General features: G+C 58.6%; 26 protein-coding genes. 15 read left to right on the top strand and 11 right to left on the bottom strand.

Going from position 1 to position 26,524, the window contains the following annotated elements; translation table 11 throughout:
• Window positions 1-22: 22 nt before the first annotated feature.
• Both ubiA and DLM_RS15535 read right to left on the bottom strand, forming a co-directional pair.
• Window positions 23-895 (bottom strand): 4-hydroxybenzoate octaprenyltransferase, encoded by an 873-nt coding sequence (gene ubiA / locus DLM_RS15540; protein ID WP_089085584.1) that lies wholly within the window; start codon window positions 893-895, stop codon window positions 23-25.
• Window positions 892-1,422, bottom strand: coding sequence for a chorismate--pyruvate lyase family protein (locus DLM_RS15535; protein WP_089085585.1), 531 nt, complete (start codon window positions 1,420-1,422; stop codon window positions 892-894). Before DLM_RS15535 ends, ubiA begins: the two co-directional genes overlap by 4 nt.
• A 163-nt stretch (window positions 1,423-1,585) precedes the next feature.
• Between DLM_RS15535 and DLM_RS15530 the strand changes: the two genes are divergently transcribed.
• The 3 genes from DLM_RS15530 (at window position 1,586) to DLM_RS15520 (ending at window position 3,271) form a co-directional block, all read left to right on the top strand.
• Window positions 1,586-1,942, top strand: coding sequence for a CidA/LrgA family protein (locus tag DLM_RS15530; protein ID WP_045847635.1), 357 nt, complete (start codon window positions 1,586-1,588; stop codon window positions 1,940-1,942).
• Window positions 1,939-2,652: an LrgB family protein gene (locus tag DLM_RS15525; RefSeq protein WP_089085586.1), complete on the top strand. Its 714-nt coding sequence runs from the start codon at window positions 1,939-1,941 to the stop codon at window positions 2,650-2,652. Before DLM_RS15530 ends, DLM_RS15525 begins: the two co-directional genes overlap by 4 nt.
• Window positions 2,653-2,803: 151 nt before the next feature.
• Window positions 2,804-3,271, top strand: a complete 468-nt coding sequence (locus DLM_RS15520) for a SixA phosphatase family protein (RefSeq protein WP_231959869.1) — start codon at window positions 2,804-2,806, stop codon at window positions 3,269-3,271.
• Window positions 3,272-3,660: 389 nt separating this feature from the next.
• Here DLM_RS15520 and metE read toward each other — a convergent pair whose 3' ends face one another.
• On the bottom strand, window positions 3,661-5,943 hold the full coding sequence (metE, locus tag DLM_RS15515) for a 5-methyltetrahydropteroyltriglutamate--homocysteine S-methyltransferase (RefSeq protein WP_089085588.1): 2,283 nt from the start codon (window positions 5,941-5,943) through the stop codon (window positions 3,661-3,663).
• Window positions 5,944-6,056: 113 nt separating this feature from the next.
• On the opposite strand from metE, the gene DLM_RS15510 reads away from it, so the two are divergent.
• Window positions 6,057-6,974: a LysR family transcriptional regulator gene (locus DLM_RS15510; RefSeq protein ID WP_089085589.1), complete on the top strand. Its 918-nt coding sequence runs from the start codon at window positions 6,057-6,059 to the stop codon at window positions 6,972-6,974.
• An 11-nt stretch (window positions 6,975-6,985) separates the two neighbouring features.
• On the opposite strand, the gene ntrC is transcribed toward DLM_RS15510, so the two are convergent.
• The 3 genes from ntrC to DLM_RS15495 form a co-directional block, all read right to left on the bottom strand.
• Window positions 6,986-8,443 (bottom strand): nitrogen regulation protein NR(I), encoded by a 1,458-nt coding sequence (ntrC, locus tag DLM_RS15505; protein WP_089085590.1) that lies wholly within the window; start codon window positions 8,441-8,443, stop codon window positions 6,986-6,988.
• A gap of 26 nt (window positions 8,444-8,469) precedes the next feature.
• Entirely contained in the window at window positions 8,470-9,525 is a 1,056-nt protein-coding gene (gene glnL, locus DLM_RS15500) for a nitrogen regulation protein NR(II) (protein WP_089085591.1), read from the bottom strand.
• Between the two features lie 100 nt (window positions 9,526-9,625).
• The gene (locus DLM_RS15495; RefSeq protein WP_089085761.1) at window positions 9,626-10,111 is read right to left on the bottom strand and encodes a DUF4124 domain-containing protein; all 486 of its coding nucleotides are present in this window, start codon (window positions 10,109-10,111) and stop codon (window positions 9,626-9,628) included.
• A 263-nt stretch (window positions 10,112-10,374) separates the two neighbouring features.
• Between DLM_RS15495 and DLM_RS15490 the strand changes: the two genes are divergently transcribed.
• Window positions 10,375-10,797 (top strand): BLUF domain-containing protein, encoded by a 423-nt coding sequence (locus tag DLM_RS15490; RefSeq protein ID WP_089085592.1) that lies wholly within the window; start codon window positions 10,375-10,377, stop codon window positions 10,795-10,797.
• 106 nt (window positions 10,798-10,903) lie between these two features.
• Here DLM_RS15490 and glnA read toward each other — a convergent pair whose 3' ends face one another.
• Complete coding sequence (gene glnA, locus DLM_RS15485) at window positions 10,904-12,322, bottom strand: type I glutamate--ammonia ligase (protein ID WP_045847615.1); 1,419 nt, start codon at window positions 12,320-12,322, stop codon at window positions 10,904-10,906.
• A gap of 283 nt (window positions 12,323-12,605) precedes the next feature.
• On the opposite strand from glnA, the gene DLM_RS15480 reads away from it, so the two are divergent.
• The 5 genes from DLM_RS15480 (at window position 12,606) to prmC (ending at window position 17,129) form a co-directional block, all read left to right on the top strand.
• The gene (locus DLM_RS15480; RefSeq protein WP_089085593.1) at window positions 12,606-13,058 is read left to right on the top strand and encodes a rhodanese-like domain-containing protein; all 453 of its coding nucleotides are present in this window, start codon (window positions 12,606-12,608) and stop codon (window positions 13,056-13,058) included.
• 126 nt (window positions 13,059-13,184) lie between these two features.
• The gene (gene aroE / locus DLM_RS15475; RefSeq protein ID WP_089085594.1) at window positions 13,185-14,006 is read left to right on the top strand and encodes a shikimate dehydrogenase; all 822 of its coding nucleotides are present in this window, start codon (window positions 13,185-13,187) and stop codon (window positions 14,004-14,006) included.
• A 1-nt stretch (window position 14,007) separates the two neighbouring features.
• Complete coding sequence (gene mtgA / locus DLM_RS15470) at window positions 14,008-14,694, top strand: monofunctional biosynthetic peptidoglycan transglycosylase (protein WP_197715425.1); 687 nt, start codon at window positions 14,008-14,010, stop codon at window positions 14,692-14,694.
• A 203-nt stretch (window positions 14,695-14,897) separates the two neighbouring features.
• Entirely contained in the window at window positions 14,898-16,301 is a 1,404-nt protein-coding gene (gene mgtE / locus DLM_RS15465) for a magnesium transporter (RefSeq protein ID WP_089085596.1), read from the top strand.
• Between the two features lie 3 nt (window positions 16,302-16,304).
• Window positions 16,305-17,129, top strand: coding sequence for a peptide chain release factor N(5)-glutamine methyltransferase (gene prmC / locus DLM_RS15460; protein ID WP_197715597.1), 825 nt, complete (start codon window positions 16,305-16,307; stop codon window positions 17,127-17,129).
• A gap of 285 nt (window positions 17,130-17,414) precedes the next feature.
• Here prmC and DLM_RS15455 read toward each other — a convergent pair whose 3' ends face one another.
• A complete protein-coding gene (locus DLM_RS15455) occupies window positions 17,415-17,894 on the bottom strand; it encodes an FKBP-type peptidyl-prolyl cis-trans isomerase (protein ID WP_089085597.1) in 480 nt (159 codons plus the stop codon).
• Window positions 17,895-18,173: 279 nt separating this feature from the next.
• On the opposite strand from DLM_RS15455, the gene DLM_RS15450 reads away from it, so the two are divergent.
• The gene (locus DLM_RS15450; protein ID WP_331852731.1) at window positions 18,174-19,166 is read left to right on the top strand and encodes a cupin domain-containing protein; all 993 of its coding nucleotides are present in this window, start codon (window positions 18,174-18,176) and stop codon (window positions 19,164-19,166) included.
• A gap of 332 nt (window positions 19,167-19,498) precedes the next feature.
• Entirely contained in the window at window positions 19,499-19,705 is a 207-nt protein-coding gene (locus DLM_RS15445; protein WP_197715424.1) for a hypothetical protein, read from the top strand.
• 71 nt (window positions 19,706-19,776) lie between these two features.
• Here DLM_RS15445 and bamC read toward each other — a convergent pair whose 3' ends face one another.
• Entirely contained in the window at window positions 19,777-20,943 is a 1,167-nt protein-coding gene (gene bamC, locus DLM_RS15440) for an outer membrane protein assembly factor BamC (protein WP_089085599.1), read from the bottom strand.
• A 25-nt stretch (window positions 20,944-20,968) separates the two neighbouring features.
• Window positions 20,969-21,844 (bottom strand): 4-hydroxy-tetrahydrodipicolinate synthase, encoded by an 876-nt coding sequence (dapA, locus tag DLM_RS15435; protein ID WP_089085600.1) that lies wholly within the window; start codon window positions 21,842-21,844, stop codon window positions 20,969-20,971.
• A gap of 174 nt (window positions 21,845-22,018) precedes the next feature.
• On the opposite strand from dapA, the gene DLM_RS15430 reads away from it, so the two are divergent.
• Window positions 22,019-23,650, top strand: coding sequence for an ABC-F family ATPase (locus DLM_RS15430; RefSeq protein WP_089085601.1), 1,632 nt, complete (start codon window positions 22,019-22,021; stop codon window positions 23,648-23,650).
• Between the two features lie 270 nt (window positions 23,651-23,920).
• Window positions 23,921-24,661, top strand: coding sequence for a 3-oxoacyl-ACP reductase FabG (gene fabG, locus DLM_RS15425; protein ID WP_089085602.1), 741 nt, complete (start codon window positions 23,921-23,923; stop codon window positions 24,659-24,661).
• Window positions 24,662-24,734: 73 nt separating this feature from the next.
• Here fabG and cysB read toward each other — a convergent pair whose 3' ends face one another.
• Window positions 24,735-25,679: an HTH-type transcriptional regulator CysB gene (gene cysB / locus DLM_RS15420; RefSeq protein ID WP_089085603.1), complete on the bottom strand. Its 945-nt coding sequence runs from the start codon at window positions 25,677-25,679 to the stop codon at window positions 24,735-24,737.
• Between the two features lie 121 nt (window positions 25,680-25,800).
• On the opposite strand from cysB, the gene DLM_RS15415 reads away from it, so the two are divergent.
• Window positions 25,801-26,505 carry a phosphoadenylyl-sulfate reductase gene (locus DLM_RS15415; RefSeq protein WP_089085604.1) on the top strand — a complete coding sequence of 235 codons (705 nt, stop codon included), beginning with the start codon at window positions 25,801-25,803 and terminating at the stop codon, window positions 26,503-26,505.
• Window positions 26,506-26,524 lie beyond the last annotated feature (19 nt).

Here is a 26,524-nt window from a genome sequence, read left to right as displayed (position 1 = left end):
CGCCTACCATGCGGCTAACCCTTCACTTCAACAGATAGCTCAGCACGATACCTGCCATCAGCACCGCACCGACGCGGTTATTGTCCAGAAAAGCCTTGAAGCACAGCCCGCGGTCGCGGGTGCGGATTTCCAGATACTGCTTGGCAATCAAGCCCAGGCTGATAACCAGCGCGGCAAAGAAGGGCCAACCCAGGCTCAGGTGCAGGCCGATGCCGGTCATCATGATGATGAACACGGCGTGGCACAGCATGATGCCGGTGACGTCGTGATCACCGAAGGTAATGGCCGAAGTCTTGATGCCGATTTTCAGGTCATCCGGCTTGTCGGCCATGGCATAGGCGGTGTCGTAAGCCACGGTCCAGAAGGCATTGGCCACCAGCAGCAGCCAGGCCAGCGCGGGAACGTGATTGTTGAGCGCGGCAAAGGCCATCGGAATGCCAAAAGAGAAGGCAATGCCCAGATACGCCTGAGGCATGGGGAAGAAGCGCTTGGTAAAGGGGTAGCTGGCGGCTACGAAAACGGCTGGCACGCTCATCAGCCAGGTGAGCTGGTTGAGCGGCAAAATCAGCAGGAAGGAGAGAATGGCCAGCACCAGGGCCAGCAGCAGCGCTTCGCGCTCGGTCACCGCACCACGGGCAAACGGGCGCTGGCTGGTGCGCTCTACATGCATGTCGTAGTGGCGGTCGGCATAGTCGTTGATGACGCAGCCGGCCGAGCGCATCAGGAAGGTGCCGACCACGAAAATCAGCACCACCAGCGGGTCCGGCTTGCCGTTGCCGGCTATCCACAGCCCCCACAGGGTAGGCCACAGCAGCAGCAGGGTGCCGATGGGCTTGTCCATGCGCATCAGCTGCTTGTAAACGGTGTAGCGGTCTTTCAGGGCGTGCAGTGTCATCGGGCAAAGTCTTTCAGGGCGGGCAGGAACACCTCGCATACCACCATGGGGGCGTCATCCAGCACAAAACGGCAGCGCCGTGCGCTGAGGCTGTCGGCCTGGGCTGCGCTGGCCGGATACAGCGGATGGCTGCTGTCCAGTTGCCGGTAGTGCAGGGGGGCGCGTTGCAGTTGCGGCAGACCGCCAAACAGGGTGAAACCCAGCGAGCGGCTGCCACGGTCCAGAATCGGCTGCCATACCGGGCAGTCCAGCCGGGCAATGCTGCGGGCATAGACCACCGGGGTGTCATCCAGGGTGAGCAGTACCTGGCGCGCGTACAGTGTGCTGCCTGGCGGGATGCCAAGCAGTAGCGCTTCATCCGGGTGGACAGTGGCGGCACCTTGGTACAGCGGCTGTACGGCAAAGCGGTGGCCGGTGGCCAGCAGCCGTTCGGTGAGCGAGCCTTGCTCGGTGACAAAACCGAGCAAGGCCGGGGCCAGTGCGGGGGGCTGCGGCAGCCAGTGCGAATCCTCGATCATGGCGCGCATTATGCCAAAGCCCGGTGCTGCTTGTCCTGTTTGTCACCGGTAATACGACAATGCTCTTGTCTGTTTATTTCGCCGGCGGGCAGTGGCAGGTATGATGAAAGTCCCGTGTCCTTGCCCACTACCTGACTTGTGGCGGTCTGCTGTCGCAAGCGGAATGACGATCATGATAGAAACCCTGTTGTGGCTGGTAGGCTACCAGCTGGCTGGAGAACTGATCAGCCGCACTTTTTCCTTGCCCTTGCCTGGCCCGGTGCTGGGCATGCTGTTGCTGTTTGCCACGCTGGCCCTGCGCAAATCCGTACCGGAAAGCATGAAGCTGAATGTGCCGCGCTTTCTGTCGCATCTGTCTCTATTGTTCATTCCGGCCGGGGCTGCGGTGCTGGCCTACCGTGACTTGCTGGCCGGTTTTGGCTGGCAGCTGATTGTGGTGCTGGTGCTGTCCACCACGCTGACCCTGCTGTTGCCCGGCCTGTTGCTCAAGCTGCTGCTGGCGCGCCATCGACATCAGGAGGGCGCATGAATACCGATGCAGCCCTCAGCGTGATCCGCACCTCGCCCTTGACCGGGGTGTTTGTCACCTTGCTGGCCTACAAGCTGGCGGTGTTGTTCAACCGCCGCTGCAAGGGGCATCCCTTGTCCAATCCGGTACTGATTGGCGTGCTGCTGTTGCTGGTCTGGCTGCTGGCCACCGGCACCAGCTACCGTGATTACATGAAGGGCGGGATGATGGTGCAGATGCTGCTGGGGCCGGCCACGGTGGCCTTGGCGGTGCCGCTGTACGGCAATCTGTCGCGGCTGAAGCGTGCCGCCGGCCCCTTGGCCATCACCATCCTGTTTGGTGGCCTGGTGGGTATTGTCAGTGCGGTGGGGGTGGGCTGGCTGCTGCAATTGCCGCAGCAGGTGCTGCTGTCGCTGACTACCCGTGCCGTTACCACCCCCATTGCCATGAGTGTGTCGCAGGGCATCGGCGGCATTCCGGAGTTGTCGGCCATGTTTGTCATCCTGTCCGGCATTTTCGGGGCGGTCATCGTCAAGCCCTTGTTCAATCTGCTGGGCCTGCGCGATGACATGGTGCTGGGGACGGCAACCGGGATTTCCGCCCACGGCATCGGCACGGCCAGGGTGTTTCAGTTGTCGGAAACGGCGGGTGCTTTTGCCGGGCTGGCGATGGGGCTGAACGGCGTGGTGACGGCCATTCTGGTGCCGCTGCTGGCACCGCTGTTGCACTAGCGGCATAAGTGTTTGTGCGACATGCGGCTGACACACGTCTGGTGTAGGCTGCCGGTCTGCTGTCATGCTCTGGGATACAGGCATGTCGTGCGGCACTACAAGGCGGGTTTACCTTGTCGTAATGCCGCACCAACAACAATAACGGAGGTGAATGATGGATCTGATTCTATGGCGTCATGCCGAAGCGGAAGAGGGGTCGGATGATCTGGCGCGCGCGCTGACGCGCCGTGGTCAGCAACAGGCCAGCCAGATGGCCGCTTGGCTGCGTGACCGTCTGCCGCGTGATTTCATCTTGCTGGCATCGGAAGCCAAGCGCTCGCAGCAGACCGCTGCGCTGCTGAGCAAGCGTTATACCGTATTGCCGGAATTGAACCCGGATGCCTCGATCGAGGCAGTGATGCAGGCCGTTAACTGGCCTGAGGCAGGCAAGACCATCGTGCTGGTGGGGCATCAGCCTTATATCGGTCGCTTGTCCGCCCAATTGCTGGGTGAGCAGCCCTTGCTGTGGAGCGTCAAGAAAGGGGCGGTGTGGTGGCTGAGCCATCGCACGCGGCACGATCTGGAGCAGGTGCGGCTGAAGGTGATGATGACACCCAGCATGCTGACGCCCAATGAGTGATGCAGTCACCGTGTTGTGAAAAAAACCGCCCCTGTGGCGGTTTCAGGCTGCTGACAAAGTAATCTGGTTCGATTGCACAGGACCCGGCAAAGCCGGGCCTTTCAACTAACTCTTAGATTCCGCAGCCTTCCCGTCTAATCCCAATCCCCCCGCCCTTTCCCTGAAAGGGAGCCTCGCTTTCTTTTCAGAAAGCGAGAGGGGGTTTGTCAACAAGCTGAAACCGCCCCTGTGGCGGTTTTTTCATTCTGTTGCAGACTGTCGCAGATAAAAAGAGGGCTCCCGAAGGAGCCCTTGATCAGCGGGTACCAAGCGGGCCAGGGGTGGCCCTGAGAGAGAGTCTTGGTAAGCTTATGCTATAAATACTTTTTACAAATTGCAATAGATAGCGGTCAGCCCGCTGGCACGGTGAGTTGCTGGCGCAGGTTTTTTGCCACAGCCACCATGCGCTGCAGCGCTGCTTCCACTTCCGGCCAGCTACGGGTTTTCAGTCCGCAATCCGGATTCACCCACAAGCGATCAACTGGAATCACTTGCAAAGCCTTGTGCAGCAGGGCTTCCATCTCGGCCAGGCGCGGCGTGCGCGGGCTGTGGATGTCGTAGACGCCGGGGCCGATCTGGTTGGGATAATGGAAGCAGGCAAAATCCTGTAGCAGCGCCATGTCCGAGCGCGAGGTTTCAATGGTGATCACGTCGGCATCCAGGGCGGCAATCTGCGGCAGGATGTCGCCAAAGGCCGAGTAGCACATATGGGTGTGAATCTGCGTGCTGTCATCCAGCCGCCAACTGCACAGGCGGAAGGCTTCACCCGCCCAGCGCAGGTAGTCTGCCTGAGCGGCTTTTTTCAGCGGCAGGCCTTCCCGGATGGCCGGTTCGTCAATCTGGATGATGCGGATGCCGGCATTTTCCAGCTCCAGCACTTCTTCATTCAGGGCCAGGGCAATCTGCTTGCACACGGTGCTGCGCGGCACATCGTCCCGCACAAAGCTCCATTGCAGCAAGGTGACCGGCCCGGTGAGCATGCCTTTTACCGGGCGCTGCGTCAGGCTTTGGGCGTAGACCGCCCAACTGACGGTCATGGCCTGCGGTCGTGCCACATCGCCCACGATGATGGGCGGCTTGACGCAGCGGCTGCCGTAGCTTTGCACCCAGCCCAGCCGGGTAAACACAAAGCCATCCAGTTGTTCGCCAAAATATTCCACCATATCGTTGCGCTCGGCCTCGCCATGTACCAGCACATCCAGGCCCAGCGCTTCCTGACGGCGCATGGCCAGGCTGATTTCTTCTTGCATGGCGCGCTGGTAGTCGGCGGCGGATAGCTCGCCACGGCGGAATGCTGCGCGGGCGCTGCGGATGCTGGCGGTTTGCGGAAAGGAGCCGATGGTGGTGGTGGGCAGCAGGGGGAGCTGCAACCAGTCCTGCTGTTGCTTGGCCCGGCTGGCGAAGGGGCTGCGGCGTTGGTCGGCACCCGGCGGCAGGGAGGCTAGCTTGTCCTGCACCGCAGGCCGGTGGATCAGCGGGCTGCTGCGGCGTATGGCCTGCACATGATCGCTGGCCTGCAATTCATGCACGATGCTGTTGCGGCCTTGTTCCAGCCCGCGCTGCAGCAGTTTCAGTTCGTTCAGCTTTTGTACGGCAAAGGCCAGCCAGCTACGGAGGTCGGCATCCATTTCGGTTTCGGCTGCCGCATCCACCGGGCAGTGCAATAGCGAGCAACTGGGTGCCAGCCACAGCCGGTTGCCCAGTTGCCCGGCCAGTGGCTCCAGCAGTGCCAGTTGGGCGGTCAGATTGCTGCGCCAGATATTGCGGCCATCCACGATGCCCGCCGAGAGAATCTTGTCAGCCGGCCAATCGGCGGCAAAAGCCGCGAGCTGCTCCGGTGCGCGTACCAGGTCCAGATGCAGGCCGGCTACCGGCAGCGTGGTGAGCAGGGCGGCGTGCTCCGCCACACTGCCAAAATAAGTGGCCAGCAGGATGTTGAGCGGGCTGGCGGCCAGTTGCCGGTAGGCCGTGCTGATGGCCTGCAGCCAGTCGGCGGGCAAGTCCAGTGCCAGGATGGGCTCGTCCAGTTGTACCCAGGACACGCCGGCTGCGGCCAGTTGCTGCAGTATGTTTTCGTAGCATGCCAGCAGTGCCGGCAGCAGTTGCAGCCGGTCGAACTCTCCACCCTTGCACTTGCCCAGCCACAGCAGGGTAAGCGGGCCAACCAGCACCGGCTTGGTGCGGATGCCCAGCGCGCGCGCCTCGGCCAACTGGGCCAGCAAAGGGGCCGGATTGGCGGCAAAACGGGTGTCGGCATGCCATTCCGGCACCAGGTAGTGATAGTTGGTATCAAACCACTTGGTCATTTCCAGCGCGGGCTGCTGCTGATTGCCGCGTGCCAGTTGGAAGTATTGCGCGCTGCTGAGCGTGGCGGCATCAAAGCCGAAGCGCGGCGGGATGGCCCCCACCAGAATCTGCGCGTCCAGCACGTGGTCGTACAAGGAGAAGTCGCCCAGCGGGGACAGGGTGATGCCGGCACCCTTTTGCAGCAGCCAGTGGCGCTGGCGCAGTTCACGCGCGCCCTGCCGCAGTGCCTGTTCGTCAATTTTGCCTTGCCAGTAGTCTTCCAGCAGAAATTTCAGCTCGCGCTTGGCGCCGATGCGCGGAAATCCGCTCAGGTGCAGTGTGGTCATGGTGGCTCCTTGTGGTCAGTGGCTCCAGCATGGTGGTTTTTGCTGTATGATTCAAACGCATAATTTTTGTATTTTGCATTAATAATTTTCATGAATAGCCGCGGGAGTCCATCATGCTGGAACTGCGCCACTTGCGCACCCTGATTGCCTTGCAGGAAACCGGCAGCGTGTCGCTGGCGGCAGAACGGGTGTTTCTCACCCAGTCCGCCTTGTCGCATCAACTGAAGCAGCTGGAGGCCTACTATCAGCAGCCGCTGTTTGAACGCAAAAGCCAGCCGCTACGCTTTACCCTGGCGGGGGAACGCCTGCTGACGCTGGCGCATGAGCTGCTGGGCCGCGTGGCGGCCGCCGAGCGCGATGTGGCGCGTATCCGTGAGGGTGAGGCAGGGGAGTTGCGGGTGGCGGTGGAGTGCCATACCTGCTTTGACTGGCTGATGCCGGCCATGGACAGTTACCGTCAGCACTGGCCGGCGGTGGAGCTGGACATCGTGTCCGGCTTTCATGCCGACCCGGTCAGCCTGCTGCTGACCCAGCGCGCTGACCTGGCCATCGTGTCGGAAGTGGAGGCCCAAGCCGGCATCGTGCATCAGCCGCTGTTTGCCTACGAGATGGTGGGCATCGTGGCGCGGGATCATCCGCTGGCGGACAAAAAAGTGTGGCAGGCGGCGGATTTCGCCGGGGAAACGCTGATCCAGTACCCGGTGCCGGATGACATGCTGGATTTGTGGCGCAAGGTGTTGTTGCCCGCCGGGGTGAACCCGCCACGGCGCAGCAGCGAGCTGACGGTGGCCATCATCCAGTTGGTGGCCAGCCGGCGCGGGGTGGCGGCCTTGCCGTACTGGGCGGTGCGGCCTTATCTTGAAAAGGGCTATGTGGTGGCGCGTACCATTGGCGATGAGGGCCTGCGCAGCGAGTTGTATGCCGCGGTGCGTAGCGAGGATGCGCCGCTTGCCTTCATGCAGGATTTTCTGGCCACGGTACGGGAGCGCAGCTTCGCCACGCTCCCCGGCCTTACCGTACTGGCAGGCTAAGCAGTCAGGGCCTAGACATGGTCGGCATGTTCGTCATGCCCTTCCATGCCCAGTTCCTGAATCTTGCGGGTCAGGGTGTTGCGGCCCCAGCCCAGCAAATGGGCGGCTTCCACCTTGCGGCCACCGGTGTGGGCCAGCCCGGTGCGGATGCAGCTTTCTTCAAAGCGTCGGGTCAGGTCGTCGATGATGCCGACTTCACCGGCGCGCAGTCGGCGTGCCACTTCTTCGGCCAGGCCCAGCGTCCAGTCCACCACGTGCACGGCACTGCTGATCACCGGGCTGCCATCGCTCTCTGTGGCTGGTGCAGCGGCTTCCGGTTCGCGCAGTTCGGCGGGCAAGTCGCCCACTTCCACCTGCTGGCCCGGTGCCATCACGGTAATCCACTGACACAGGTTTTCCAGTTCGCGCACATTACCGGTAAAGCTGTGGAACTTGATCACTTCCATGGCCGCTTCGGTCAGGCGCTTGGGCTCAACGCCCAGACTGCTGGCGCTCTTGGCCAGGAAATGGCGGGTCAGCAGCGGGATGTCCTCGCGCCGTTCGCGCAAGGGCGGCAGACGCAGGCGGATCACGTTCAGGCGGTGGAACAGGTCCTCCCGGAACAGGCCGCGTTTGACCCGGTCTTCCAGATTCTGGTGGGTGGCGGCAATCACCCGCACATTGGCCTTGATCGGCACATGGCCGCCCACGCGGTAAAAGTGTCCGTCCGACAGCACGCGCAGCAAGCGGGTTTGCAGCTCGGTGGGCATGTCGCCGATTTCATCCAGAAACAGCGTGCCGCCTTCCGCCTCTTCAAAACGACCGCGCCGGGTGGCCAGCGCGCCGGTAAACGCGCCTTTTTCATGGCCAAACAGCTCGGACTCCAGCAAATCCTTGGGAATGGCTGCGGTATTCAGGGCAATGAAAGGCTTGCTGGAGCGCACCGAATGGCGATGCAGCGCTTCGGCCACCCGCTCCTTGCCGGTACCGGACTCGCCGGTAATCAGCACGGTGACGTGCGATTGTGACAAGCGGCCAATGGCGCGGAACACGTCCTGCATGGCGGGAGCCTGGCCTAGCAGCACTGGCATGGCTTCCACCCCGCCAGTGGCTTCGATCTGGCTATTGCTTTCCGCCAGTGCGCGCTCGATCAGTTGCACCGCCTGGTCGACATCAAAGGGCTTGGGCAGGTATTCGAAGGCACCACCTTGAAAGGCGGCAACGGCGGAGTCCAGGTCGGAATGCGCGGTCATGATGATGACCGGCAATTGCGGGTGATCCGCCTTTACCTTGGAAAGGAATTTCAGGCCGTCCGTCCCCGGCATGCGAATGTCGGAAATGATGACGCGCGGCGTATTGTCGTACAGGGCGTTGAGTGCGTCATCGGCACTGGAAAAGCTGTCAAAGCCGATGCCGCTGCGGCCAAGCGCCTTTTCCAGTACCCAGCGGATGGCCTTGTCGTCATCGATGATCCACACCGGGTTATTCATAGCAGCCCTCGTTTCTGTAATTGAGTTCAATCCGTGTTGCTGAAAGGCAGCATCACGGTAAAGCAGGTCTGGCCGGGGCGGGATTCAAATTCGATGCTACCGCCATGCTGATGCACATAGGCCTGGGCCAATGTCAGCCCCAAACCAGTGCCTTCGGCGCGTCCGGTGACCAGGGGATAGAAAATGTGATCCCTGATTTCTTCCGGAATGCCGGGGCCGTTGTCGACAATCTGCAATTTTAATGCCAGCCCATGACGCTTGCGTGCCAGGGTGACTTGCCGGGCAACGCGGGTACGCAAAATCACCTCGCCCTTGGCCTTCATCGCCTGAATGGCATTCTTGACGATGTTGAGCACCACTTGGATCAATTGCTCCTTGTCGGCCACCATCTGCGGCAGGCTGGTGTCGTAATCGCGGCGGATGGTGAGACCCTGCGGATACTCGGCCAGCGCAATGCTGCGCACCCGTTCCAGCACTTCGTGGATATTGATTTCGCTGCGCACATGGCGGCGATGCGGGGCCAGCAGACGGTCTACCAGCGATTGCAGGCGCAGCGCTTCTTCCTGGATGACTTCGGTGTATTCCTTCAGCTCCGGCCGGTCTGACAGCTCATGCTCCAGCAACTGGGCCGCACCGCGGATTCCCCCCAAGGGGTTCTTGATTTCATGCGCCAGGTTACGAATCAGCTCGCGATTAGCCTGTTGTTGCAGCAAAAGCCGCTCTTCATTGGCAATTTTCAGTTGCTGATCCAGCGGTCGCAGCTCGACCAGCGCCAGCCGGCCTTCCGCATCAATCGGCGTCACTGACAGGGCGATATGCAGCGGCTGCTCACCATGCGGCGTACGCAGCTCCAGGTCGTGCTCGATATAGCTGGAATTGTGTTGTAGCGCGGTCGTCAGCGCTTGCCGCAAGGCAGGGCTGTCCTGCAGCAACTCGAACAGGGTGTGGCGCAGCAGCTCGCGCCGGCCTATGGCGAGCAGGTTTTCACAAGCGGGATTGGCAAACTCGAGACTGCCGTCGGCATGGGCAATCAGTACCGGCGTATCGAGTAATTCCAGACCGGCAAAGCTGGGAGAGTTCATGGTGCTCCGAATCGGATGGGGCTGTGCCTGTAGCTGTTAGCAATAAGCACGCCAAGCCAGAGCACAGCGGATGCACGAAATCGGCCTTAATGATGCACCATTATTGTGCAGATGACGCGGACTGCCCCAATTCGCGGCGCAAGGCATCCACGTTCTTCTGTCGCTCGGTCACGGCGTCCTTTAGTTTCTGTACCCGATCCAGGTATTTCTGGTAATTACGGGTTTCGTCGCCGTTGCGAGTGGCGGCACCTTCGGTATAGGCTTTTTGTGCATCAGCCAGTGCCTTTTTCTCGTTGGACAGCTCGCCTTCCAGTATCTTGCGCCTGCCCTCATCACGCTTGGACTGGGTGCCGTTGTCCACGCTGGGGTAGCCATCCGGTGTCGAGGCCGATCGGCTATTGCCTGCTGCGCGCGGTTTACTGGAACCGCCGCCGCCATAGGTGGACAGCGGTGCCAGATGCATGGGCTTGGCACCCTTGATCGGCACATTGGTGAAGGTGACATTGCCGTTGGCATCGACGTATTTGTATACCTCGGCCTGGGCGAGGCTGCAGGTCAGCAGCAGGCAGAAGGCAAGCGTTTTCATGGTTTTGGGCATTAGCGGAGAAAACGGGTGGACGTGACGCTATGATAAGCAAAAGGCTGGCGCACGTCACATCTGCATTGCCGGAACAAGAGGAGGCAATTTGCCAGATGACCGGGAATGCGGCAGCATGCGCTTCATGCGCGCTACTTGCCAATATCATGGACAATCCGCAATCGGCCTGCAGTGCTGGACACAACATCCTTTGATAGCGCGGTATCCGTCAGGACCGGTGTTGACCCGTCACCTATAAGGAAGCTTTGTGCATGTTGATTCAGTTGCTTTATTCCAGCAAGGCTAGTGCTTCCCTGGCGCCTGCTGAACTAACAGCCATTCTCGACCAGTCAGTCATCAATAATCAGGCCAACCAGATTACCGGCCTGCTGTTATACCGGGATGGCTGTTTCCTGCAGTTGCTTGAAGGTGAGGAGGCCGTGGTTGAGGCTACCTTTCGGCGCATTGGCCAGGATAGGCGGCATCATCAGGTGGAGTCGCTGTTTCGGACTGAGTGCAAGCAACGTGAGTTCGGCCACTGGTATATGGGGTTTCACACCCCGCGCCCGGAAGAGTTGGCCCGCTTCCCCCAGTTTGCCCCGGTGTTTGACCCGGCATTTGATGTCAGCCAGTTGATCATCGCACCGCAGGATGGTCTGGCCATGCTCAAGGCTTTTGCCGGCTTGCCGGAATGAACCTCGCCCGAGCAAGCCGGGCTGGCAGCCATGAAAAAGCCCGCACAGGTAGTACTTGTGCGGGCTTTGTGCATCCGGCAAGGCGTCCGTGGACGCCGCTGCCTGATTACAGGGAGTAGTACATCGCAAATTCTACCGGGTGGGTAGTCATGCGGGTCAGGTTGACCTCCTGCATCTTCAGTTCGATGTAGGCGTCGATCCATTCGTTGGAGAACACACCGCCACGGGTCAGGAAGTCGCGGTCTGCGTCCAGGGCAGCCAGGGCTTCGTCCAGGCTGGCGCACACGGTCGGGATCAGCTTGTCTTCTTCCGGCGGCAGGTCGTACAGGTTCTTGTCAGCGGCATCGCCCGGGTGAATCTTGTTCTGGATACCGTCCAGACCAGCCATCAGCAGCGCGGAGAAGCACAGGTACGGGTTAGCCAGCGGATCCGGGAAGCGCGCTTCGATACGGCGTGCCTTCGGGTTGGCCACGTGCGGGATACGGATGGAAGCGGAACGGTTCTTGGCGGAGTAAGCCAGTTTCACCGGAGCTTCGTAGTGCGGAACCAGACGCTTGTAGGAGTTGGTACCCGGGTTGGTGATGGCGTTCAGCGCCTTGGCGTGCTTGATGATACCGCCGATGTAGTACAGGGCGGTGTCGGACAGGCCGGCGTAGCCGTCGCCAGCAAACAGGTTCTTGCCGTCTTTCCAGATGGACTGGTGAACGTGCATGCCGGAACCGTTGTCACCAACGATGGGCTTGGGCATGAAGGTAGCGGTCTTGCCGTAGCTGTGTGCCACGTTCTGAACCACGTATTTCAGGATCTGGGTCCAGTCGGCACGCTGGGTCAGGGTGCTGAACTTGGTACCGATTTCCATTTGGCCGGCAGTGGCCACTTCGTGGTGGTGTACTTCAACCGGAACGCCCAGCTCTTCCAGCAGCAGAACCATGGCGGAACGCAGGTCTTGTGCAGAGTCAACCGGCGGAACCGGGAAGTAGCCACCCTTCACGCCCGGACGGTGACCGGTGTTGCCACCTTCGAATTCTTCGGCGGAGGCCCAGGCAGCTTCTTCGGACTTGATCTTCACGAAGCAACCGGACATGTCGGTGCCCCAGGTGATGCTGTCGAATACGAAGAATTCCGGTTCCGGACCAAAGTAGGCGGTGTCGCCCAGGCCGGATGCCTTCAGGTAAGCTTCAGCGCGCTTGGCGATGGAGCGCGGGTCGCGGTCGTAACCCTTGCCGTCAGCCGGGTCGATCACGTCACAAGACATGAATACGGTGGGTTCGTCAAAGAAGGGGTCGATCTTGGCGGTGGCCGGATCAGCCATCAGCAGCATGTCGGAAGCCTGGATACCCTTCCAGCCGGCGATAGAAGAACCGTCGAACGCGTGGCCGCGCTCAAACCATTCATCAGCATCTTCCAGCAGCACGTGTGCCGGGATGGTAACGTGTTGTTCTTTACCACGGGTATCAGTAAAGCGCAGGTCTACGAACTTGACGTCGTTTTCTTGAATCAGCTTGACTACGTCTGCAACCGCCATGAATGTTCTCCTAAAGGCAACGTGCATCGAAAGCAATATTGCTTGATAAAGATGGTACGCTTCGACTCAAGCATGAAGCGTGCCAGGCTAAGAACGCTAATTTAATCATTGTGTCACAGGGTCTGCGACCCGGCTAGTCATTCAATACGCACCAAAATGGGATGCTGCATGGTTGAATTGCACCATCATGGTGCTTTGCTTGTGCCCGCTCCTGGGCAGGCTGGCAAGCCTGCCATACGGCAAAGAATGACACGGCCTCGTTACAAGGAAAGGAAGGTCAACGATGGAACAAACAACCCTCATTCTGCAAACTGCCGCCGAACGTGCGGCAAGCCAGCAGCTTGCTTATCAGGGCGCGCTGACGCCGCCTGAAGCCCATTATCTTACCCAGCATTTGGAAGGCGCCGTGCTGGTGGATGTACGCAGTGCGGCTGAATGGCAATTCGTTGGTGTAGTGCCCGGCGCGCTACGCATCGAGCTGCGCACTTTCCCCGGCATGCAGCCCAATCCGCAGTTCTCTGCCCAATTGCAGGGCGCAGTTGGCAAGGATGCGGTGCTGCTGCTGATGTGCCGCAGTGGCGTGCGTTCGCATGAGGCTGCGGTATTGGCCGCCGCCGCCGGTTACACTCGGGTTTACAACGTGCTGGAAGGCTTTGAAGGGGACAAGGATGGGCAGGAACACCGCGGCAATCTGACCGGCTGGAAGGCTCATGGCCTGCCCTGGGTGCAGGGCTGAGCTGCGCTGGATTGTTGGGACAGGGGTATTGACCGGTTGATGTTTATGACGTTACACGGCAAAGTGCTACCTCAGCAGATGAACCGCACAATGCGGTAGCACCACAGGAATCCAAGAAAGCTGATCATGACCAACCGTTACGCCGTCATCGGTAACCCCGTTTCCCATAGCCAGTCTCCGTTCATTCATAGCGAGTTTGCCCGCGCCACCGGCGAAGCCGTGCAATATGAAAAGCTGTTTGCCGAGCTGGACAAGTTCAACGAAGTGGTTGGCCAGTTTGTGCAAAACGGTGGCCTGGGCCTGAATGTCACCCTGCCGTTCAAGGGCGATGCCTTCCGCATGGCGCAGGAAGTGACCGAGCGCGCCCGTGCCGCCGAAGCCGTCAATACCCTGACTTTCCGTGATGGCAAAGTCTATGGCGACAATACTGACGGTGTCGGCCTGGTGCGCGATATCGTGGAAAACCTTGATTTCCCGATGGAAGGCAAAAGCATCCTCATCCTGGGTGCCGGTGGTGCTGTTCGCGGCGTGCTGGAACCGATTCTGGAGCAAAAGCCAGCCAAGGTGACCATTGCCAACCGTACCTTGATCAAGGCGGAATCCATTGCCCATCATTTCGCCCCCTGGGGTGAGGTTCAGGCCAGTGGTTACGAGGCGCTGGAAGGCAAAACCTTCGACATCATCATCAACGGGACTTCCACCAGCCTGCATAATGAAATCCCGCCGCTGCCGGCCAACATCTTTACGGCGCGCACTCTGGCTTACGACATGGTGTACAGCAAGGGTCTGACGCCTTTCCTGAAACGTGCGCAAAGCGAAAACGCCGGCATGCTGGCCGATGGCCTGGGCATGCTGGTGGAGCAGGCTGCCGAGTCCTTCCATATCTGGCGTGGGGTCAAGCCGGATACACGCAAGGTCACCAATATGCTGCGAGAAGTGCTGGCTTGATTTGATGCGGCTCATTTTCAAGATCATGGCGGTCCTGGTGGCCGCCATTGTGTTGTACAACCTGTGGATCTTCGGTCACATCGTTTACTGGCGCAGTCATAATCCTTCCGCCAGTGCCTTCATGAACGAGCAGTTGGCCAAACTGCAGGAAGACGACCCCGAGGCTGCCTTGCGGCAGAAATGGGTGCCGTACGCCCAGATTTCCCCCAATCTCAAACGCGCGCTGATTGCGGCGGAAGATGCCAAGTTTGCCGATCACGAAGGCTTTGACTGGGATGGCATCGAGGCGGCTTTCGAAAAGAACCTGAAGCAGGGGCGCATCGTGGCGGGTGGTTCCACCATCAGCCAGCAATTGGCAAAAAACCTGTTTCTGTCCAGCAAGAAAACACCATGGCGCAAGCTGGAAGAGGCCGCCATTACCGTGATGCTGGAGAAGGTGCTGGATAAACGCCGCATTTTCGAGATTTACCTCAATGTCATCGAGTGGGGTAACGGTGTATTTGGGGCCGAAGCCGCTGCCCGCTATTACTTCCATACCAGCGCTGCCCGGCTCTCCGCGGGGCAGGCGGCCAAACTGGCTGCCATGGTGCCTAATCCGCGTTACTACGATGAGCATCGCAATGCGCCGGGCTTGATGAAGAAAACCCGCATCATCCAGCGTCGCATGGCGTTTGCCGACCTTCCCTGAGATACCCCTTGCTGGAAGGCAAGGGGGCTTCATGTTACAATCCCGCTCCTGTTTATACGTTCTGCCGCGCCGAAAAGGCGTGGTATTGCACATGGACTTACCCAGTTACCCCATAGCCTCTGGCTCCCCCGTTTTTCCTTGTTGATTCCCGCCGTTACGACCGTGTAGCCCAGTCTCCGTCGCCATGGCGGAAGGAGTTGTGCTTGTCGGTTATCGAAAAAAAACAAACTGCTGAACGATTGAGCGAAAGCCTGGCTGAGGTGCAAAGGCTGATTGCGCTGCATCAGGAAAATGATGCTGTCGCCCCTGCCACTTCACCGGCACTCGATGATCTGCAGCAAAGGCTGCAAAACCTGCATCCGGCAGATATCGCCTACATTCTCGAAGCCCTGCCGCTGGAAGAGCGGCTGCTGGTCTGGAATCGCGTCAAGGCACAGCAGGATGGTGACATCCTGCTGGAAGTTTCCGATGCCGTCCGGGAAACCCTGATCGAGTCCATGGCCCCGGACGAACTGGTTGCCGCTGTGCGTCAGTTGGATACCGATGAGTTGGCAGACCTCGCCGGCGATCTGCCGCGGCAGGTGGTTTACGAAGTCATGGGGGAGCTGGATGAAGCCGAGCGTGAGCAACTGCAATCGGCACTGTCCTACCCGGAGGGCAGCATCGGTGCCCTGATGGATTTTGAGCTGGTGAAAATCCGTGCCGATGTCAGTTGTGAAGTCGTATTGCGCTATCTGCGCCGTTTTGACGAGCTGCCGCACCAGACCGACAAGATTTTTGTGCTGGACGCCAATGAAGTGCTCTGCGGGGTACTGCCCTTGCGCAGCCTGTTGGTGGCCGATCCGGAAGCCATGGTGGCCGACGTAATGGCGACCGAGGTCGTATCCTTCCAGCCAGAAGATGAAGCGCGAGACGCGGCCCTGGCATTCGAGCGTTACGATCTGGTATCCGCACCTGTTGTCGATGAGCGCGGTGCGCTGATTGGCCGCCTGACCGTGGACGAAATGGTCGATGTGATGCGCGAGGAGTCGGACAGCGAAGTGCTGAATCTGGCCGGTTTGAAAGAAGAAGAAGACCTGTTTGCACCGGTGATCGACTCTGTGAAGAACCGCTGGTCCTGGCTGGCCATCAATCTGTGTACCGCCTTTGTTGCTTCCCGCGTGATTGGTGTGTTTGAACAATCCATCAACCAACTGGTGGCATTGGCTGCGCTGATGCCTATCGTGGCCGGCATTGGCGGTAACTCTGGCAATCAGACCATCACCATGATTGTGCGCGCGCTGGCCATGGGCCAGATGCAGGTAAGCCAGGCTTGGCGCTTGTGGCGCAAGGAATTGGGGGTCAGCATCATCAATGGACTGATATGGGGCGGGGCCATCGGCCTGATTGCCTGGCTATTGTATGGACGCCTGTCATTGGGGCTGGTGATGCTGGCTGCCATGACGCTCAACCTGATGCTGGCCGCCACCATGGGGGTGCTGATTCCTTCCCTGATGCAAAAACTGGGGCGGGATCCCGCACTGGGCTCCAGCGTGTTGATCACCGCCTGCACCGATTCCGGTGGTTTTTTCATTTTCCTTGGCCTGGCCACCATTTTCCTGCTTTGAATGATGCTGACCCTTGCACAGGCACTGCGCTGCCATCCACTGCCCCGTCTGGAGGCACGCATGCTGTTGCAGCATGTCCGTCCGGGCCTGACCCATGCCCGCATGATTGCCGATCCTGATCTGCAGCTCACTGAAAGTGAAGCTGCCCAGTTTACGCAGCTGGCACAGCGCCGCCTGCAAGGCGAGCCGATGGCCTACTTGCTGGGCGAACGCGAATTCTATGGTCGCAACTTCCGGGTTACACCTGCGGTGTTGATCCCCCGCCCCGAGACCGAGCATCTGGTAGAAGCCGCCTTGCAGCGCGTGGCCGCTGTCGCACCAATGCGCGTGCTGGACCTGGGCTGTGGCAGTGGTGCCATTGCCGTTACCTTGGCACTGGAAGCCCCGGTATGGCAGGTGCAGGCGGTTGATTTGTCTGCGGCCGCACTTGAAGTTGCCCGTGGCAATGCCGAACAGTTGGGCGCGGTGGTCCACTTTCATCAGGGAAGCTGGTATCAGCCACTGGCCGGGCAGGGCGATTTCGACCTGATTGTTTCCAATCCGCCGTATATCGAACAGCACGATCATCATCTGGACGAGGGTGATGTCCGTTTTGAACCACGCATGGCCCTCACGGATGAAAGTGACGGTCTGGCCTGCCTGCGCGAAATCATTGCCGGCGCCCCCCTGCGATTGAAGCCGGGTGGTTGGGTCATGCTGGAGCATGGCTATGATCAAGGTGAGGCGGTGCGGCAGCTCTTGCGGCAAGCAGGCTTGCAGGCGGTGGAAACCCTGCTTGATCTGGCCGGGCTGGATCGGGTGTCGCTGGGCCGGAAAGCGGTCGCCTGAGCCGACAGGCTGGTGCGCCATCTGTGGCCTGCCTTGCTCCGCGGGCCAGCAAGCTGCCAGGCGTTTCGCTACTGCCATTGGCAGTCTTTTGCCTTGCATCAAGGGGAAAGGCCGATTCTGAAGGCATGCTGGCGCCAGCCTGAAAGCCGTCATCACGGCAAGCTCCATGGCTGAAGCCGGGGATGGCGGAGGCCAATTGAAAACTGGCGCAGCCTGTGAACCGGATTGCGGTCAGGACTGCGCCAGTCTTGAACCGGCACTACGGTGTAGTGCCAGGCTTAATGCTTAATGGTGGTGGCCATGTGCGCCGTGAACGTGGCCGTGGCTCAGTTCTTCGGCAGTAGCGGCACGCACTTCGGTAACCTTGGCAACAAAGCGGATAGTCTGACCTGCCAGCGGATGGTTGGCATCCACGATGGCTTTGCCGTCGGCGATGTCGGTGACGCGGAACAGCAGAACATCGCCGGTTTCCGGATCGTCGGCTTCAAACATCATGCCGACTTCAACATCAGCCGGGAAGACGTCCAAGTCTTCGACACGAACCAGCTCTTCTTCCGGATCGCCGAAGGCATCATCCGGGGTCAGCTTGACGTCGACGGAGTCGCCAACGCTCTTGCCGTGCAGGGCCTCTTCAACCAGCGGGAAGATGCCATCATAGCCACCGTGCAGGTAGGCAATGGGCTCTTCGGTTTTGTCGAGGAGGGTGTTCTCCGCGTCGAACATCTCGTAGTGGAGGGTAACGACGGTGTCTTTGGCGATTTGCATCAGAAATTGTCCGGAATGAAATGAAAAACCTTGTCAGGGCAAGGCGGGATACGCCTCTTGGCCTGCAAGTAATCGTGCGGGAAAGCCGCTTGAACGTATTGTAAACCATAGATGGGCTCGTAAGCCCGTGAAACTGCCATGAAAACGATGACATTGCTGGGGGGGCTGACCCCTGAAGAGTTTCTGAGCGAATACTGGCAAAAAAAGCCTTTGCTGATTCGTGGTGCGCTGACTGAGGTTGGGCCGCATGTTGATTTCAAATGCCTGTCCGAACTGGCGATGCAGGAAGATGTGGAGTCACGCCTGATCGAAAACCGCAACGGAAAATGGCACCTGGAGCGTGGCCCCTTCCGTCCCGCTCGATTCCGTAAGCTGGGTGAAACCGACTGGACCATCCTGGTGCAGAATGTGAACCACCACTTGCCGCATATCGACAAGATTCTGTGGCAATTCGATTTCATCCCTTTTGCCAGGCTGGATGATCTGATGATTAGCTATGCGCCACCTGGTGGCACGGTTGGTCCGCATTTTGATTCCTACGATGTTTTCCTGTTGCAAGTGGGGGGGCGCAAGCGCTGGCAGATTTCCTCGCAAGCGGATGACGATTTCATTCCGGATGCCCCCATCAGGGTTTTGCAGGACTTCCGTGTGGAAGAGGAGTTTGTGCTGGAACATGGCGACATGCTCTATCTGCCACCCAAATGTGCGCATTATGGGGTGGCGCTTGAGCCGGGCATGACTTACTCCATCGGTTTTCGCGCGGCACCGACGCAGGAGCTGGCAACGCAGTTTCTGGTGTACATGCAGGACCACATCTGCCTGGAGGGCCGTTATGCCGATCCTGAATTGCAACGTCAGCCAGACCCGGCGCGCATCAGCGATGAAATGGTAGATAAAGTCAGCCAGATGCTAAGTCAGATTACTTGGGACAAGCAGACGATCAGCGACTTCCTTGGACACTATCTGACCGAACCGAAGCCGCATGTGTTTTACGATTCACCAGCAGAAGAGCTGGATGAGGATGAGTTTGCCCAAGAAGTAGGGCTGCTCGGGATTGAACTGGATCGCAAAAGCCTGATTCTGTTCCATGATGAAATGTTCTATTGCAATGGTGAGGTTCTCGAAATCGAACCGAATGATGTTGCACTGTGGCAACAATTTGCCAATCAGCGGCATTTGTCCCCAGCCGACATCAGGCCGTCGTTATTGGATGCGCTGTACGAAGGATATCTATCTGGATATTGGCATTTGCCGCAGTCTGTAGCAAAATAACCACATCAGATGTTCAAATGTACACATGGCAAGGCATCTACCGGTCAAGCATCGGCGTTCAAACGCTCATTTTGCCGGGAATGCTGCGCTGCGGAAGGTTGCAGTGGGATTAGTGGCGTTTTTGCTGGTCTGCCCCCCTACACAGCAATTTTTTTCGTGATACAATTTGCGCACTGAAAGATTTTCAGTCGCCCAGTCATTTCCAAATACAGCTTGGGCGATTAAATTGACGTCTTGTTAACTTATCTTTAAAGGTCAAGAAAAAATGAAACAGTCGCTCCTCGTTGCTGCCCTGCTGGCCGTTGCTCTGTCCGCTTGCGGTAAGAAGGCTGATGCTCCGGCTGAAGCTTCCGCTCCTGCTGTTGAAGCTTCCGCTCCGGCTGCTGACGCTTCCGCTCCGGCTGCTGACGCTTCCGCTCCGGCTGCTGACGCTTCCGCTGCTGCTGCTTCCGCTCCGGCTGCTTCCGCTGCTCAGTAATTCAGCGCGAAAGCACCAAAAACCGGCTTCGGCCGGTTTTTTTACGTCCATGGCCTGCTGATTGTGGTTCCTCCGGTATTCAGGCATGAAAAAAGCCCGCTTGCGCGGGCTTCTTGCTTTCCTGCGGCGGGCTTACTGTAGTTCAGTCTGCAGCTTGGAGAGAACCGACTTGGCAAAACTGTCAGACAAGGGTTTGCCTTGCTTGTCCAGTACCACAAGGGTACTGCTGCCGCTGTCTGCTTCCTTGATCTGAATCCGGTATTCCGGGCTGGATGAATTGGCCTTCTCGGCAGCATCCTTGCTCTTCCAGAACGCCAGGCTGGACCAGAAACCACCGCTGCTGGAGGCTTCGTCCTTCTTGTCTAGTTCGCCCTTGGCGGGTTTGACGAAGTACAGACCTTGTGAGCGATCGCGGTCGTTCACCACCAGACCAATGCGGTCCAGTGCCAGGCCGACACGACGCCAAGCGCGGTCAAAGCTATCGTTGATATTCAGTGTGCCACCCACAATGCTGTCTTTCGGCTTGTCGGCAACGACCTGGGTTTTCTTGACGGCTTCCTTGGCCTGCTCTTCGCTGATGCCCATGCGGATCATGAAACGGCCCAGCAGTTCGGCTTCCAGATTCGGGTCTACCGGACGCGGCTGCCACATGGTGTCCGATTTGCCTTCGTTAATGAAGGTTTCGTACATGCCGCGATGCGAGAAGTAGATTTCAGTGCCGTTGGCGGTCTTCTCAAGCCGGATGCGGAACTTGTCGCGCTCCGGTGTCGACATGGCACCACCCAGGCCAACGGTTTCCATCAGCTTGCGAATGCCATCGGATGGCAGCTTGGCGCGGTTTTCCGCCCAGTCGGTTTCCATGATGCCAAGATCAGGCTCTTCGGTTTTTATGACAAAACCGTTTTCCTGCCAGAACGCCTTCAGCACTGGCCACAGTTCGGCAGGAGACTTGCCCTTGACCTCGAGCCAGCGCTGTGTGCCAGCGCGTTCCATGGTGATGTTGTTGATGCTGTTGACGGCAATGGTATTGCCGGTAACAGCAGCTTGTACGGCAGGTGCCTGCTGTGCAGCTGCGGCAGCATTGCTATTGGCCAGGGCCGAGGCACTACCGGTTGTCGGGATGACGTACTTGTTCTGAATCTGCGGCGCAGTCAGATCAGGCGGGACTTCCAGTGAGTTACCTGCCTTTGGCGGCTCGGCGGACTTATAGTCCAGTTTCTTTTCCAGCGGGTTGGAGGTGCTGCAACCAGCGAGAATGCCGGTTGCCAGCAGAATCGCGGCGGGCGCGCTTCGTTTCATGCGGACTCCCTTGTCGTCAGGGGGTTTAAATGAGTTCAGCCTGTTTCATGGCGGCGGTCAGCTGCGGGCGCAGGTTGTCCGACATCACATGAAGGGGGAGGCGGATGCCTGCAGGAATCATGCCCAGCTCTTGCAGTACCCACTTGGCCGGAATCGGATTGGGTTCGGCAAACAGCTGTTTGTGCAGACCTTGCAACTTGTCATTCAGCTCACGTGCCAGTGCTGCGTTGCCGGCAATCGCGGCGGCACACATCTGGCTCATCAGTTTAGGTGCAACATTGGACGTTACTGAAATCACGCCATTGCCACCGCACAGCATGAAAGCCATGCCGGTGGCGTCATCGCCGGAGTACAGCGCGAAGTTTTTCGGCACACGGCTGATCAGGTCGCAAGCGCGGCCGATATCACCCGTCGCATCTTTCAGTCCGATGATGCCGGGTACTTCGGCAAGACGCAGAACGGTGTCGTTGTTCATGTCGGCAACGGTACGGCCCGGTACGTTGTACAAGATGACCGGAATGTCGACACTTTCAGCAATTGCGCGGAAATGGCGGTACATGCCTTCCTGCGTCGGTTTGTTGTAGTAGGGCACCACGGAAAGCGTCATGTCGGCACCGGCCTGCTTGGCATGTGCCGCCAGTTCGATGGCTTCGGCGGTGGAGTTTGCCCCGGTGCCGGCGATAACCTTGACGCGGCCCTTGGCCTGTTTGATGACAGCTTCGACAACGGCGATGTGCTCATCAACGGCAAGGGTGGCGGATTCGCCGGTGGTACCGACGGCAACAATGCCGCTGGTGCCATTGTCGATGTGGAAATCGACCAGGCGGGAAAGGGATTCGAAGTCGACCCGACCATCAGTGGACATCGGGGTGACCAGGGCAACCAAGCTACCGGTAAGCATAGTTCTGCCTATATCTAGGGATGAGGATTCAAAGTCTTCGATTGTAGCGGAATTCCCCTACGGGTCAAAAGCATGTCATTGCATTTGGTGTGATGCGCCGGATTGTCGTGCCGATGTGATAGAATCCACGGTTTTTCCGATACTTACGGCTGGATTGGCTGAAGGATCCCAAGCGTGATTACCACAAGCAACATTACCATGCAGTTTGGCGTTAAGCCTTTGTTTGAAAAGGTTAGCGTCAAGTTTGGCGAAGGCAACCGTTACGGCCTGATTGGTGCCAACGGTTCCGGCAAATCGACTTTCATGAAGATTCTGGGCGGCGACCTGGAGCAGACCAGCGGCGAAGTGGCCATTGAAAACGGCCTGCGTCTGGGTAAGCTGCGTCAGGATCAGTTTGCCTATGAAGACCAGCGCGTCATCGATGTGGTGATGATGGGCCATACCGAGATGTGGGCGGCAATGAGCGAGCGTGACGCCATTTACGCCAATCTCGAAGCCACCGAAGAAGACTATATGCACGCGGCCGAGCTGGAGGCCAAGTTTGCCGAATATGACGGCTATACTGCCGAAGCGCGTGCCGGCGAACTGCTGATGGGGGTGGGCATTCCGGTGGAGCAGCACTTTGGGCCGATGAGCGAAGTGGCTCCGGGCTGGAAGCTGCGTGTGCTGCTGGCACAGGCCTTGTTCTCCAACCCGGACATCCTGTTGCTGGACGAACCGACCAACAACCTGGACATCAACACCATTCGCTGGCTGGAGAACGTGCTGAACGAGCGCAACTCCACCATGATCATCATTTCGCATGACCGCCACTTCCTGAATTCCGTGTGTACCCACATGGCGGATCTGGACTACAACACCATCCGTATCTATCCGGGCAATTATGATGACTACATGATTGCCTCGGCCCAGGCGCGCGAACGTCAGCTGTCTTCCAACAGCAAGGCCAAGGAGCGCATCCAGGAGCTGCAGGAATTCGTGGCCCGTTTCTCGGCCAACAAGTCCAAGGCGCGTCAGGCTACTTCCCGTCTGAAGCAGGTGGACAAGTTGAAGTCGGAAATGGTGGAGGTGAAGCCTTCCAGCCGCCAAAACCCGTTCATCCGTTTCGAGACCGACGACAAGTTCAAACTGCACCGTCAGGCCGTTGAAGTGGAAAACCTGAGCAAAGCCTACGACAGCAAGGTGCTGTTCAAGGACATGAGCTTTATTCTGGAAGCCGGTGCCCGCCTGGCCGTGATCGGCCCTAACGGCGCAGGTAAGACCTCGCTGATCAAGCTGCTGGCCGGTGCGTTTGAACCCAAATTTGCCGAGGGTCTGACTGCAGACTATGGCACGATCAAATGGGCGGAAAAAGCCCAGATCGGTTATTTCGCGCAGGACCACGAAGCCGATTTCGACACCGACATGAACCTGACCGAGTGGATGCGCGAGTGGGGTCAGGAAGGCGACGACGAGCAGGTGATCCGTGGCACGCTGGGCCGCCTGCTGTTTGGTGGTGACGAGGTAACCAAGCCGGTGCGTGTGCTGTCCGGTGGCGAGAAGGGCCGCATGCTGTATGGCAAGCTGATCCTGCAAAAGCCGAATGTGATGATCATGGACGAACCGACCAACCATATGGATATGGAGTCGATCGAATCCTTGAACATGGCGCTGGAAAAGTACAAGGGTACGCTGATTTTCGTATCGCACGACCGTCAGTTTGTCAGCTCGCTGGCAACCCATGTGCTGGAGCTGGATGGCAAGGGTGGTTATGACTACTACACCGGCAATTACGAGGATTATCTGGCTAGCAAGGGTTTGGAATAAGCCCTAAGTCGCTCTTTCTTCAATGCCTTTGTCTTGTTGGCAGCCAGGCTAGAGCGATTGCTTTACCGACGGGAGCAGGTGCGCTATATTGCAGTGCGACATCGTGTTGCGCTGCAAAATAACAGCGCATGATGCTCCCGTTTTTTGTAGCACCAACATAATAACGATAAGACCAAAACAGGAACCCGATCTTGAATGGGTCGATGGTGGAGCCCGAAAGTCGACCCGGAATCGGGTTGCCTGCAACCTCAAGTTAATGAAGGAAGAACCATGCGATTGAAAGGGAAAGTCTCCATCATCACCGGCGCTGCCAGCGGCATCGGCAAAGCCACTGCAGAGAAGTTCGTCAAGGAAGGTGCCATTGTTGCCGTCTGTGACCTGAACATCGATGCGGTGAATGCGGTAGTGGAAGAACTCAAGGCTCTGGGTGGCGAGGCTGTTGGCTATCTGGTCAATGTGACCGACAAGGCGCAGATTGCCGATATGGTTGGCGATCTGAAAAACCGTTTTGGCCGCATCGACGTGTTGGTCAACAATGCTGGCATCGTGATGGATGCCCAACTGATCAAGATGACCGACGACCAGTTCGACAAAGTGATTGATATCAACCTGAAGGGTGTTTACAACTGCGCCCGTGCCGTGGTGGATACCATGGTAGAGCAGGGCGGTGGTGTTATTCTGAATGCTTCTTCGGTGGTTGGTGTCTATGGCAACTTCGGCCAGACCAACTACGCTGCCACCAAGTTTGGTGTCATCGGCTTCGTCAAGACTTGGGCCAAGGAGCTGGGTAAGAAAGGCATTCGTGCCAACGCCGTATGCCCGGGCTTTGTGGCTACGCCCATCCTGAAATCCATGCCGGAAAAGGTTATCCAGGCCATGGAAGACAAGGTGCCGATGAAGCGCATGGCAGACCCGGCCGAAATCGCCAATGTCTATGCCTTCCTGGCCTCGGATGAAGCCAGCTACATCAATGGCGCAGCCATTGAAGTAACCGGTGGCCTGACGCTGTAATCAGCCAGTACATGTAGTGGAAACGCCCCGGCAAGCCGGGGCGTTTGCTTGTTGGTATGGCTGGCACGCCTGCCTAGTCGTCCAGCTCGTTGTCGTGGGCCAGCAGGGCGGCATCCACTTCGCGACGATGCAGGTGCGGTGCGAACAGCTCGACAAAGGTGTAGGCGAAACCACGCAGATACGCGTCTTTGCGAATGCCGATCTTGGTGGTGGAGGGTTCAAACAGATGGCCTGCGTCGATAATGCGCAGGCTGGCATCCCTGGCTGGTTCGAATGCCATGCTGGCGATGATGCCAATGCCCAGCCCCAGAGCCACATAGGTCTTGATCACATCCGTATCGATTGCGGTCAGCACCACATTGGGGCTGAGGCCCTGATCGGCAAACGCCTTGTTGATCTTGGAGCGGCCGGCAAAGGCAAAGTCGTAAGTGACAATCGGATAGCTGGCAATGTCGGCCAGGGTGAGTGGGCGATCCAGTTGCAACAAGGGGTGATCTTGCGGGACCACCACCGAGCGGTTCCACTCATAGCACGGCAGCATGGCCAGCTCTTTATAAAGAGCGATGCCCTCGGTGGCCACGGCCAGGTCAGCCTCGCCGGATACCACCATCTCGCAAATCTGGGTCGGACTGCCTTGCTTGATCGACAGCTTGACCTTGGGATAGCGTTGCAGGAAGGCCGCAATGGTGGACGGAAGCGCATAGCGCGCCTGCGTGTGGGTGGTGGCAATGGTGAGCGCGCCTTCCGATTCGCGGGAGAACTCATCCCCGACGCGCTTCAGGTTCTGTGCTTCGCGCAAGATACGCTCGGAAATGCGCAATACCTCTTTGCCCGGCTCGGAAACCGATACCACGCGCTTGCCGTTGCGGATGAACACCTGGATGCCCAGTTCATCCTCCAGCAAGCGGATTTGCTTGGAAATGCCCGGCTGCGAAGTATGCAGTTTCTCTGCAGCTTCGGAGACATTCAGACCCTGTTTGGCCACTTCGACCAGATAGCGCAGCTGTTGCAGTTTCATAAGACGGCCATATTCCATAAAACCTGTAGGCATTAAATACTAACACAATATTCTTTTAGGTTTATATAGGGCTTGGGTAGGATGATGCCCTAGCCAGACTTTACCTATCGTGGAGTGCTCAATGAGCCTGGATGTAAAACTTGCAGCAACCCAAGCCCTGCTGACCGAAATTGCCGCCAAACACCCGGACGCAGTGCTGGCCAACAGCTACGGTGCCGAAGACATGGTGCTGACCGACCTGATCGCCCGCCTGTCCCTGCCGCTGCAGGTGTTCAGCCTGGATACCGGCCGGCTGCCGGCTGAAACCTATACCCTGATGCAGCAGGTTGCCGAGCGCTATCCCGCCGTACCCGTCAAGGTCTACTTCCCGGAAACCGCTGCGACCGAAACCTATGTCAATACCCATGGCATCAACGGTTTCTATCAAAGTGTGGAACTACGCAAATCCTGTTGTCAGGTCCGCAAGATCGAGCCGCTGAAGCGGGCCCTGGCAGGCAAGACGGCGTGGATTACCGGCCTGCGGCGCGAACAGTCGCCAACCCGGCAAGACCTGGGAAATCAGGAGTTTGACGCAGACAACGGTTTGATGAAATTCAATCCGCTGATCGAGTGGACCGAGGCAGAAGTCTGGGAATACATCCGTAGCAACGATGTGCCTTACAACGCCCTGCACGATCAGCGTTACCCCTCCATTGGCTGTGCTCCTTGTACTCGTGCCATTACCGTTGGCGAAGACGTGCGTGCCGGTCGCTGGTGGTGGGAAAATCCGGAATCCAAAGAGTGTGGACTGCACATCAAATCCAGTCCTCTCAAGCGCCCAGCATAAGGCTGGCCGGCCATAGCAG

The sequence above is a fragment of the Aquitalea magnusonii genome (assembly GCF_002217795.2).
GTDB lineage: Bacteria > Pseudomonadota > Gammaproteobacteria > Burkholderiales > Chromobacteriaceae > Aquitalea > Aquitalea magnusonii_B.
Note: the sequence above shows the minus strand (reverse complement) of the source record. Positions and strands in the feature narration are given on the sequence as shown.

Coding starts and splice junctions, on each gene's coding strand:
- cysB (WP_089085603.1), bottom strand. CDS start 25,679: ATGAAACTGCAACAGCTGCGCTATCTGGTCGAAGTGGCCAAACAGGGT.
- glnL (WP_089085591.1), bottom strand. CDS start 9,525: ATGAACTCTCCCAGCTTTGCCGGTCTGGAATTACTCGATACGCCGGTA.
- bamC (WP_089085599.1), bottom strand. CDS start 20,943: ATGAAACGAAGCGCGCCCGCCGCGATTCTGCTGGCAACCGGCATTCTC.
- DLM_RS15455 (WP_089085597.1), bottom strand. CDS start 17,894: ATGCAAATCGCCAAAGACACCGTCGTTACCCTCCACTACGAGATGTTC.
- DLM_RS15480 (WP_089085593.1), top strand. CDS start 12,606: ATGGAACAAACAACCCTCATTCTGCAAACTGCCGCCGAACGTGCGGCA.
- ntrC (WP_089085590.1), bottom strand. CDS start 8,443: ATGAATAACCCGGTGTGGATCATCGATGACGACAAGGCCATCCGCTGG.
- DLM_RS15520 (WP_231959869.1), top strand. CDS start 2,804: ATGATGGATCTGATTCTATGGCGTCATGCCGAAGCGGAAGAGGGGTCG.
- DLM_RS15445 (WP_197715424.1), top strand. CDS start 19,499: ATGCTCCGGCTGAAGCTTCCGCTCCTGCTGTTGAAGCTTCCGCTCCGG.
- glnA (WP_045847615.1), bottom strand. CDS start 12,322: ATGGCGGTTGCAGACGTAGTCAAGCTGATTCAAGAAAACGACGTCAAG.
- DLM_RS15495 (WP_089085761.1), bottom strand. CDS start 10,111: ATGAAAACGCTTGCCTTCTGCCTGCTGCTGACCTGCAGCCTCGCCCAG.
- DLM_RS15415 (WP_089085604.1), top strand. CDS start 25,801: ATGAGCCTGGATGTAAAACTTGCAGCAACCCAAGCCCTGCTGACCGAA.
- DLM_RS15530 (WP_045847635.1), top strand. CDS start 1,586: ATGATAGAAACCCTGTTGTGGCTGGTAGGCTACCAGCTGGCTGGAGAA.
- ubiA (WP_089085584.1), bottom strand. CDS start 895: ATGACACTGCACGCCCTGAAAGACCGCTACACCGTTTACAAGCAGCTG.
- DLM_RS15535 (WP_089085585.1), bottom strand. CDS start 1,422: ATGCGCGCCATGATCGAGGATTCGCACTGGCTGCCGCAGCCCCCCGCA.
- fabG (WP_089085602.1), top strand. CDS start 23,921: ATGCGATTGAAAGGGAAAGTCTCCATCATCACCGGCGCTGCCAGCGGC.
- aroE (WP_089085594.1), top strand. CDS start 13,185: ATGACCAACCGTTACGCCGTCATCGGTAACCCCGTTTCCCATAGCCAG.
- DLM_RS15450 (WP_331852731.1), top strand. CDS start 18,174: ATGCAGGAAGATGTGGAGTCACGCCTGATCGAAAACCGCAACGGAAAA.
- DLM_RS15525 (WP_089085586.1), top strand. CDS start 1,939: ATGAATACCGATGCAGCCCTCAGCGTGATCCGCACCTCGCCCTTGACC.
- DLM_RS15490 (WP_089085592.1), top strand. CDS start 10,375: ATGTTGATTCAGTTGCTTTATTCCAGCAAGGCTAGTGCTTCCCTGGCG.
- DLM_RS15510 (WP_089085589.1), top strand. CDS start 6,057: ATGCTGGAACTGCGCCACTTGCGCACCCTGATTGCCTTGCAGGAAACC.
- metE (WP_089085588.1), bottom strand. CDS start 5,943: ATGACCACACTGCACCTGAGCGGATTTCCGCGCATCGGCGCCAAGCGC.
- prmC (WP_197715597.1), top strand. CDS start 16,305: ATGCTGACCCTTGCACAGGCACTGCGCTGCCATCCACTGCCCCGTCTG.
- dapA (WP_089085600.1), bottom strand. CDS start 21,844: ATGCTTACCGGTAGCTTGGTTGCCCTGGTCACCCCGATGTCCACTGAT.